Raw genomic sequence first — 8,357 nt, 5'->3', positions numbered from 1 at the left:
CCCCCCGCGACGACCAGTCACCGGGATAGCTGTGCCCGTCTGGTCAGAGGGCATGTTGTCACAGGGCAGATTTACCGGGACAGGGAGGGACATGGGAAAGAACACTTGGTATGCGGGTCCGACATGGGTCCGACATGGGGGCGGAATGGGGGCGGAATGGGGGAAGCGGCGCCAATCACGTTGCGGCGCCTCCCGAAACAGAACTGGATCAGCTCTGACTTTGGCGACGTTCCAGCTCGCCGGAAATCCAGGCATAGACCTTTTCCATGCCGTCACGCAGCGGTGCATCCGGCGTCCAGTCCAGTTTCTCGCGGATCAGCTGGTTGTCCGAGTTGCGCCCGCGCACCCCTTCGGGGCCGGGGATATTGTTGACCGAAATATCCTTGCCGGAAATCTCGATCGCCAACCTTGCCAGGTCATTGATGGCGATCATCTCGTCCGACCCGATATTGACCGGGCCTTCGAAATCCGAACGGGTCAGGCGCAGCACACCTTCCAGGCATTCGTCGATATAGAGGAACGAGCGGGTTTGCAGTCCGTCCCCCCAAACCTCGATCGACCCGCTGTCCGGGCATTCGGCAACCTTGCGGCACATGGCGGCCGGCGCCTTTTCCTTGCCGCCTTCCCAGGTGCCTTCGGGGCCAAAGATGTTGTGGAACCGTGCCACGCGGCATTCCATGCCATAATTGCGGTTATAGGCCAGGTAGAGCCGTTCGGAGAAGAGTTTCTCCCAGCCGTATTCGCTGTCGGGCTTGGCCGGATAGGCGCTGCCTTCGGCACAGTTCGGGTTGTCCGGGTCCAGCTGGTTGTGCTCGGGGTACATGCAGGCCGACGAGCTGTAGAACACGCGCTTGATGTTGCGCTTGTGGCAGGCGTCCAGCACGTTCAGGTTGATCAACGCCGAGTTCTGCATGATGGCGGCGTCGTTCTCGCCGGTAAAGACATAGCCCGCGCCCCCCATGTCGGCGGCCAGCTGGTAAACCTCGTCGAAGCTGCGGTCGATGACCGAGCGCACGAAAGCCTGGTCGCGCAGATCGCCGACGATGAAGTCGTCGGCTTCGGTTTCGGCATGTTCGTGAAACTTGAGGTCGACGCCGCGCACCCAGACCCCCTCGCGCTTCAGGCGCTTGACAAGGTGGCCACCGATAAAGCCCCCGGCGCCGCAGACCAGTGCCCTTTTCATTGTGTGGTTCTCCTTCGTTTCTCCTAGGCGCCGGATGCGGCCATTCCTGCCCAGCCCGAGACCTCCCGGTTGCGGGCGTAGAGGTCTTCGTAGCGGGTGATATCGTCTTCACCCAAATAGGTGCCGGTCTGCACCTCGATCAGGACCATCGGCACCTTGCCGGGGTTCTCCAGCCGGTGCACCGCGCCCAGCCGGACGTAGACGCTTTCGTTTTCGCTCAGCAACTTGACCTCATTATCGACGGTGACACGGGCCGTGCCCTCCACCACGATCCAGTGTTCAGCGCGGTGGACATGACTTTGCAGGCTCAGTGCGGCGCCGGGATGAACGTGGATACGTTTCACTTGGAAACGCTTGCCCATGGCCAGGCTTTCGAACCAGCCCCAGGGGCGGAAGTCGGTGGTTCGCCGCACCGCCTGCGGCGCTCCCTTGGCCTTCAGCGCGCAGACGGCCTTCTTGACGTCCTGGGCCCGGGTCCTGTCGGCCACCAGCACCGCGTCGTTCATGGCCACGACCATCATGTTTTCCAGGCCTATCCCAACCAGTTCAAGCCGCGAATTATCCGAGCGAAGGAGCGTATCCTGGCAGTCGATTGCAATTGTCTCGCCCGAGGTCACAACCCCGTCCGCGTCCTGATCGCCGTCGCGCCAGATCGCGTCCCAACCGCCCAGGTCGGACCAGTCGCCACAGAAAGGCACAACCGACAGCTTGTCGGCCCGTTCCATGATCGCGTAGTCGATCGAGATAACCTCGGCCGCGGACCAGGGGCCGGGGGCAAGGCGCAGAAAACCCAGGTCGGGCTCGGCCTGTTCCACTGCAGCGCTCACCGGAGCCATCAGTCCGGGGGCCAGTTTCTTGAAGGCCGAAATGATGTCCGCGGCTCGGAACAGGAAAATGCCCGAATTCCACAGGTAGGTGTCGGCGGCAATCATCTGTTCCGCCTTCGCCTGGTCGGGTTTTTCGACGAACCGTTTCAGGTCGACCGCCGTGCCGCTGCTGTCGGGGCTGGCGGACAGCTCAAGGTAGCCGTAGCCGGTCTCAGGTCGGCTGGGCGTGACCCCGAAGGTCACGAGACGCCTGCGCCGGACTGCCTCGAGCCCTTGTTCCACGGCCGCACGAAACGCTTCGCCATCCGGGATCGCGTGATCGGACGGGGCAACCAGCATTACCCCTTCGGGATCCTGCGCCTGTATATGTAGCGCCGCCGCCAGCACCGCCGGGGCGGTGTTTCGGGCTTCGGGTTCGATCAGGATCGCGCCCGGGTCGATGCCGATTTCGGTCAGCTGTTCCGTCACGATGAAGCGGAAATCAGCTGAGGTGACAACCACCGGCGGTGCAAAGAAGTCGGCCGCACCGGACAGGCGCAGGGTTGATGCCTGAAACAGTGTTCTGTCGCCCGCCAGGGGCACGAACTGTTTCGGGTAACTCTTGCGTGACAATGGCCACAGGCGTGTCCCCGAACCGCCGCAAAGGATCACTGGGAAGATCATATGGAGCCCTCAATCGGCAAAAGACGATCCCAGGAGATCGTCCACCTAAACCGTTGTCAACGATGGAAAAGGTTTTGAAAATCTTCGAAACAGTGCCCGAAAACTTGCCCTTCCCCGGGGGGGCAGTTTCCGAAATGGGGACCGCATGTGGGAGGATTTCGCGCAATCCACCTTAAGAGGAGTATTTTGGATTTCATAAAACTTTAACGAAACCAACGGGTTTGCACGGATTTGGCAACACCTCCCCCTGCCGGTGCACGCTGGACACGGACGCGGGCGCGCAGCCGACGGGCGCGCGGACAGCGCGGTTCCACTCCCGATTCCGACCGAATTTCACGCCCCAAAAAATCGTAAAAAAATTACATTGTGGTCCCTGAAAGTGCCGAATTCGAGCCATCTCGTCCGCAAACTTGTCGCGTCGCGGCTTCCGTGGCCGCCTGTACCGTAAGTGATTCGCGCCTGCGTTGTGGTTAATATCCCTTGGGTTGAGTGTTGTGCCCTCTGTCCTGCGTAGCCATGAGTGGCCCCCGCATCAGTGGATTTACCACGTTCGGGGCGGTGGCAACCTCCTGCCGTCCGCGGTGGAAGATGTGCACGACCCGCTGCCCAACCTGCTGTCCGACCAGCTGGTTGACCCACAATTTGACTAGAATGCGCGGTGTTTGGGCTCTCTCCGATAACAGCTTCTTTACGCCTCTTCGCTCTCATCAGGGCGTGATTGGTGGGACCAAGCGAAGAAGCCGGGGTGAAAACATGCAACAGCAATGCACACGCAATGCGGGAGCTCGGCAGGACCGTGCCCCTACAACCAGAAACGCCTCGCCCGTCCGGGAGTGCATCAAACGTATCGCGGTTGCCCTGATCATTTCCGCAGCCGCGATGGGTCTGCCGAAAGCCTCTGCCTCTGTCGGGGGAACGCTGGTCATTCGCAACGACAGGGGCGGCAATATCGACACTCGCGCCAGGCAGATCTCACGCCTGCGCAGCGAAGGCACACGTGTGGAAATTCGTGGCCGCTATTGCATGTCCGCCTGCACCATGTACCTGGGGCTGCGCAACACCTGCATTCTGCCCAATACGGTGTTCGGGTTCCACGGGCCAAGTTCGCCCTATTACGGCATCGCCCTGCCGCCGGAGGAGTTCGAATACTGGTCCCGGGTGATGGCTTCGCATTATCCCCGGCAACTTCAGGACTGGTTCCTGCGCGAGGCGCGCAACACGACGATGGGTTTCCTCCGCATTTCGGGCCGAGAGCTGATCCAGATGGGCATCCAGCGTTGCGCCTGAGGTCAGTTGCGTGACTGGCCGCGTATCAAGGTCGGAAGCACCCGGCCCGGGCAAGCTCAAAGCGATGCCCTATTCATGATCAATTCAAGTGGGGGCAAGATTACCCCGGGCTGGCCCCGATCGGTGAAGAGGTTTCGATGGTTCCGATGTCGTTCGAAGCGTCGGCCACCCGCGACGCGACCCTTTCGATCGTGCTGCGCTGGGCCCTGTCGGTCGAAACCGTTGCGACGCGCGACAGTTCACGCGCCACGGACTGACGCGCCGAGGGGGTGGTCTGTGCCACTTGAACCAGAACGGCGGCCAGAACGCCCAACTGTTCGTTCATCTGTGCGGCCGCAAGGCCCGAGCCTTGAATGGCCGACACCGCAGCCAGCACCGCATCGCTGCATGTGTCCCCGCTGCAGGCGCTTCGGACAGCGCCGGGATCAAAGCTGATATTCTGCGCCACCGCCGGCCCATTCGCCGCAAACAGCGAAAATGACGCCGTGACAAGGATGGAAATTCCGATACGCCTCATAAAACACCTACTCGCGGTAAAAGAGTTTCTACCTGTTCATAATCAACCTTGTGCGTTTATGAAAGGAAAATGTAACTATCACCGGGCCAGGCCTGCGGCCTGCGCTGCTGGTTCGGCCCTCTTGGCCCGTTTTTCGTATGAAAGGACAATGTGCGGATGGCACCGACCGAAAAGAACAGGACAGGCCGACGCGGCTTGAACGACAGTGATGTGCGATGCCGTTGAAGCGCTGGATCGTCACGGTGCTGCTTTTGGCGCTTTCGGGATTTTCGTTTCTGCAATTGCCGGTCGAAATGCAGGCCTTTGCCTTGTCGCTACAGAAGGTGGATACCAAGACCTACCACTTGCAGGGTGGGGATATGCCGCGGGAGCTGCCCCGATCGGTCCGCGGGCGCACCGATGTCATGTTGGCCTGTCTTGAGGCACAGAATACGGACATGTTGCGGCTGTTCCCATCGACCTGGACCGCTGGGTTGAACCGGAATTGCCTGGATTTCGCCAGTCAGACCGTGAAGGAATGGCCGGGTTTTGCCCCGGCCCGCCTGGTGCAGCTGCAATCCGAGGCGCAATTGAGCGCGGTTCCGATCCTGCCCGAGGCGCTTTCGCTGCCGCGCCGCCTGGCGCCTCAGGAAGGCTGGCAGGCCGAATGGCGTCTGGCCCTTGCGGTGCGTCTCGGCACGCCAGGGGATTTCGCGAGGGATCCCGGACTTGCCGCGGACCTGGCTCTGCTGACGCGTGGACTGCCGTCGCGGGACGGGATTGTGTCCTATTACCAAAAGTACCCTGCCTGGCGGGAGGTCATATTGGCCGGGGTGGAACGGGCGCCGGAAGCGGCGCAGAAACGGTTTCTTCACGCGATCCGGCTGCGGACCAAGGCCGCCCGGCCCGGAAGTGACGATGACGCACAGTGAAAAGAGCCACAGCACGCTTGAGCCCGGCGCGCCCGCCGAAATGCCCCAGGGCAGAGGGGACGCCCTTCAGACCACCGGCAATGTCCGGTTTGACCGCCCGGCCCGCACGGCGACCCGCGTGCACAAGTCGCAACTGGTGGTCGAAGCTGCCGCGACAGGCGGGGGGGGGAAGGGGGGCGCGGTCCACCGTGAACGGCATCGTTCGGAACTCCTGAACGACCTGACGGGCTACGCCATAGTGCTGTTGATTCTGCTTGCCGCGCTGCCAGCGGGGTCGAACCGGCCGGTGCCCTGGATGCTCTGGTCCGGCGTGGTTTTCGCGCTCCACGCCGCCCATCTTGCGCTGATTTCGCATATCGCCCCCGAAACGCCCCTGCACATACGCCGCGAGCGCCAATGGATCGCGCCCGTCATCGGGCTCGTGTTCTGTGCCGGGCTCGTACTGCAAGTGGTGCCCCTGCCTGGCGCTTTGCCGGATCACCTGGCATCCCTGCCCGGCGCGCTGGGCGAAGCCATGCCGCGCCCGGGCCAGATCAGCCTTGTCCCCGAGGCCAGTCAGCTTGGGCTGATCCGGGCCCTGGCCTATGTCTCACTCTTCGCGCTTGCCGTCGAAGTGTCGGCGCGGGGGGCGCGACTGGCGCGGATGGGTGGGCTTTTGGTGCTCGGCATCGCCGCCCATGCCGCCTGGGCGCTGATCGCGTTCCGTTTTCTGGGTGATATCGCGCCCTGGGGCGAAAAGGTCGCCTATCGCGGCGTAGTCACAGGGACATTCATCAACCGCAACTCCTTCGCCACTTTCCTTGGCATGGGGCTGATCCTGGGGATCACCCTGGTCCTGGACCGTTTCAATGAACCCGGGGCGCGCCAGGCGGATGGGGCCGCCATGCCCCGCATGGGGTTAGCCGAGGTGTCTTTCCTGTGCGCCGGACTGGGGGTGATCTTTCTGGCACTGATCGGCACCCAGTCCCGCATGGGGTTGGTGGCCACGCTATCGGGGGGGCTCCTGTCCTATGTCGCCATGCGTGTGAAAGGGGGCGTCAGCGGCACGCGCGCTGGATCGGAGGCAATCATGATCGGTGCACTTGCCTTGGTGACGGGGATGGTGGGCTTCGGCGGTGGCGGGTTCGAACGGCTGCTGTTCATTGCCGGTGATTCCGATGCCCGCGTGACGCTCTGGGGTCAGGTGCTGGGCATGATTGCCGACCGGCCGCTGACCGGGTTCGGCTGGGACGGGTTTGCCCCTGCTTTCGAACTCTACCACGCCGCCCCCCTGTCCGGTGCGGTGACATGGAACCTGCCCCACTCCACTTACCTGACGCTCTGGGCAGAGGCCGGGGTGCTGCTGGGATCGCTCCCGTTGATTGCCGCGGCGCTGGTTCTGTGGCGCATCCTGCGCGCCGCCATTCGGGTGCAGGCGCATGCTGCCCTGCCAATTGCGGGATTGGGTGTCGGACTTCAGGTGGCGCTGCATTCGCTGGTCGATTTCAGCATGGAGATGCAGGCCAACATGCTGCTCTTCATTGTGCTCATGGCCATGGCCAGTGCCGTACGGCATGCACCGCGCCGGTCCCGGGGGCGTCGCGATGGTTGACCTATCATAGGTTGTATGAGACAGGAGTTAGAACCGTTAAGCGGAATATGTTCACATGACTTCTCATTCTTATGCAACCGCCCAGTTCGGACCGAGAGATGTTGTGGCGATCCTGCGCCGCCGCTTGCGCCTGATCCTGTTCACCATCGGGACCGTCCTGACCATCACCCTTGGTATCTTGCTGCTGGTCTCGCCGAGGTACACGGCAACCGCGCTGTTGCTGGTCGATCCCAGCCAGAAGAACCTGCTGGCGCCTGACGAAGCCCGCCAGTCCAGCGGCGCGACCGAAAGTGCCCGAGTCGATAGCGAGATCGAGATCGCCCGATCCGGTGCGATTCTGCTGGCCACGGTGCAGACGCTGAACCTTGTCACCGACCCAGAATTCGGCCCGTCGATCCCGGCCACGGACAAGCTGCGCGCGGCCATCGGCCTGCCGATGTCCGACCCGCCCCCGGGACAGGATCTGCTGAACGACACGCTGCGCAAGCTGGCAAGCGCCACCACGGTGCGGCGCCGTGGTCTGACCTATGTGTTCGAGATTTCCGTGACCGCGGACAATCCGGATCGGGCCGCGACCCTGGCAAATGCCATGGCCCAGACCTATATCGACATGCAGATCAGGTCGAAAAAGCAATCGGTCGAGGCCGCTCGTGATCTTCTTTTGGCACAGGTCACATCGGCGCGCACTGCACTTGCCGCTTCGAATGACGCCTTTGATCAATACCTGCGCGACAATCTTGACCAGTTGATCTCCGAAACGGATGACGCCGAGCTGCGCGACCTGCAGAGCAGTCTGCTGACCCTGAACGCCGCACGCCGCCGCGTTGTCTCCAGCCTGGAGGAAAGCCAGGCGGCGCTGGATGCTGGGAATTGGGCTGCCCTGAGCGACAATCTGCAGAACGAGGCCCTGGCCGCGCTGAACACCCAACGCCGGGAACTGGAGGCGCGGCTGGCCGGCGTGACGCAAGACAGCGACAGCGCCTTCGGTTTGCGCGCTTCGCTGGAGCAACTGGAAACCCGGCTGAAGGACGGAGCCGCACTGTCGATACAGGGATTGCGGGACGAGATCGGCATGCTTGACGCACGGGGGGATGCGCTGAACGACGATCTGCGCGAAGCGGTGTTGGGAAGCAACCTGTCCTCGACAACATTGGCCTATCTCTATGAACTGCAGGCGGGTGCCGAAATCGCCCAGCGCCAATACTCCAACCTTCTGTCGCGGCTGCGCGACCTCGAGGCCCAGGCGCTGGTACAGGTGGCTGATAGCCGGGTCGTGTCTCACGCGCTGGCCCCCAACCAGCCCTCCTTTCCCAACACGCGCCTGACCCTGGTCATGGCCTTCCTGTCTGCCATCGGCGTGGCGGTCAGCCTGGCGTTC

General features: G+C 62.7%; 7 protein-coding genes. 4 read left to right on the top strand and 3 right to left on the bottom strand.

All coding sequences use genetic code 11. The features are described from left to right. Positions 1-208: 208 nt before the first annotated feature. Entirely contained in the window at positions 209-1,183 is a 975-nt protein-coding gene (locus Q1V43_RS11680; protein WP_300518031.1) for an NAD-dependent epimerase/dehydratase family protein, read from the bottom strand. 23 nt (positions 1,184-1,206) lie between these two features. After that, the gene (locus tag Q1V43_RS11675; protein WP_300518028.1) at positions 1,207-2,673 is read right to left on the bottom strand and encodes a mannose-1-phosphate guanylyltransferase/mannose-6-phosphate isomerase; all 1,467 of its coding nucleotides are present in this window, start codon (positions 2,671-2,673) and stop codon (positions 1,207-1,209) included. Between the two features lie 879 nt (positions 2,674-3,552). Between Q1V43_RS11675 and Q1V43_RS11670 the strand changes: the two genes are divergently transcribed. Next, positions 3,553-3,960 carry a hypothetical protein gene (locus Q1V43_RS11670; RefSeq protein ID WP_300518025.1) on the top strand — a complete coding sequence of 136 codons (408 nt, stop codon included), beginning with the start codon at positions 3,553-3,555 and terminating at the stop codon, positions 3,958-3,960. 100 nt (positions 3,961-4,060) lie between these two features. Here Q1V43_RS11670 and Q1V43_RS11665 read toward each other — a convergent pair whose 3' ends face one another. Beyond that, a complete protein-coding gene (locus Q1V43_RS11665; protein ID WP_300518023.1) occupies positions 4,061-4,477 on the bottom strand; it encodes a hypothetical protein in 417 nt (138 codons plus the stop codon). Positions 4,478-4,692: 215 nt separating this feature from the next. Between Q1V43_RS11665 and Q1V43_RS11660 the strand changes: the two genes are divergently transcribed. From Q1V43_RS11660 to Q1V43_RS11650, 3 genes are all read left to right on the top strand, one after another. Continuing rightward, positions 4,693-5,388 carry a hypothetical protein gene (locus tag Q1V43_RS11660; protein ID WP_300518021.1) on the top strand — a complete coding sequence of 232 codons (696 nt, stop codon included), beginning with the start codon at positions 4,693-4,695 and terminating at the stop codon, positions 5,386-5,388. Then, positions 5,375-6,979 carry an O-antigen ligase family protein gene (locus Q1V43_RS11655; protein WP_300518019.1) on the top strand — a complete coding sequence of 535 codons (1,605 nt, stop codon included), beginning with the start codon at positions 5,375-5,377 and terminating at the stop codon, positions 6,977-6,979. The genes Q1V43_RS11660 and Q1V43_RS11655 overlap by 14 nt, the downstream gene beginning before the upstream one ends. A 55-nt stretch (positions 6,980-7,034) precedes the next feature. After that, on the top strand, positions 7,035-8,357 hold a 1,323-nt coding region (locus tag Q1V43_RS11650), incomplete at its 3' end, for a GumC family protein (RefSeq protein ID WP_300518017.1).

Source organism: Aliiroseovarius sp., from assembly GCF_030148435.1.
Classification (GTDB): domain Bacteria; phylum Pseudomonadota; class Alphaproteobacteria; order Rhodobacterales; family Rhodobacteraceae; genus JASBTN01.
This window is presented reverse-complemented; position numbering and strand designations above follow the sequence as displayed.